1 protein-coding gene is annotated in these 1491 nt (G+C 33.0%); it reads left to right on the forward strand.

Translation table 11 applies throughout. The features are described from left to right. Positions 1–155: 155 nt before the first annotated feature. Positions 156–1491: hypothetical protein (locus RR643_RS11650; RefSeq protein ID WP_332483322.1), on the forward strand; the 1336-nt coding region annotated here is incomplete at its 3' end.

The following is a 1491-nucleotide window of genomic DNA, read 5'->3' on the forward strand; positions in this document are numbered from 1 at the left end:
TTTTTTTATCTTATAGGAAAGTTCTTCACGATGAATAGAACGATAGAGAGATGAGGAAACTTAAGATAGTGAAAGGTTAGGAGAAAAGACTTGAAATATATTCAAGTTCGACTGTTTCTATAGTATCCTAGTATCAAATCTTGGAGGTACTCATTATGAAAACAATCTCCTACTCCAATCGTCTTTATCTAAGTGAATTAGAATCACAAGTGATTAAAGAGGATATCCATTTATATCATCAAATGGTGATTCGTTCTTATCGTCTCATCTATCATAAAAACTACCATGGTTTACAAATCAATTCACTCCAAAAGAAAGTGAAGTCTTTTTATGGTGCCAATGATTATCTGCCTTTATCCGCTATTCATGAAGCCAAAGCCCTGTTTAAATCATCCAGTAGTTTACATAAGCTGCATGTAAAGAAGTTAGATAAGCAAATAAGTAGGATTAAACAAAAGGTAGATAAAACAAGGAAAGAAATAGAAAAGATAGAAAATCAAATCCAACAGTTGATCCATAAGACAAGAGAAGGAAAACAAACTAAAAGTGATTATCTCCTTGAAGTACAAATCTTAAAACCAACATTAAAGCAATTGAAAAGTAGAAAAGGACAACTCAACTTTCGATTGAATCGGGTAATAGCAAAACAAAGGAAGCTTACTCATCGTGTACCTATGATTCACTTTCATGAAGCTACATCGATGACAATACCAGGAAGAAGACAAGGAAAGTATAGTAATTGTATATTCAAATATCACCTTGATGAAGATACCCTTGTTTATCGTAGCCGCCAACAAGAGATTCATTTACCCATTGAGTTTCAACCTCATTCAGAACAACTAAAAGATAAAATCAAACTTCCTCATAATACAGCAGGTAAAGCAGTAGCATATCAGATTATGGATAAAGGAAAATACTTCATCATAAAAGCAATCTTTGATTTAAATGAAACACTTATTCATACAACAAAGGATAACGGATGTATCGGTGTAGATATCAATATTAACCATCTCGCAGTTACAGAAATCAACAAAGAAGGAAATTTAGTAGGTACTACAAATTATCCAATACTGGGGTATAATGCAAAACAAAGGAAACATAACTTACAAGGAATCATTAAAACCATCATAGAAGACTGTGCAATGAAACAAAAAGATTGTATTGTAGAAAATCTTGACTTTGAACAAGCTAAATCAGAAAGCTTATATCAGAGGAAAAGAAGAAACAGAATGTTATCCGAGTTTGCATATCGGCAAATAGTGGAAATGTTTATAAGGAAAGGAGTTCAATGGGGTGTCAAAATAGAAGTAGTAGAACCTGCGTATACCAGTTTTATAGCGAAGATAAAAGTAACAAGACAATATGGATTATCCATTCATCAAGGAGCAGCGATGATAGTCGCAAGACAAGGAATGGGATATCAAGAAAGAATACCGAGAGAGTGTCAGTATTTTGCCTCTACTTGGAAACAAATGAAACAAGTCTTTAAGA

It is taken from the genome of Anaerorhabdus sp., from assembly GCF_036637135.1.
GTDB lineage: Bacteria > Bacillota_I > Bacilli_A > Erysipelotrichales > Erysipelotrichaceae > Anaerorhabdus.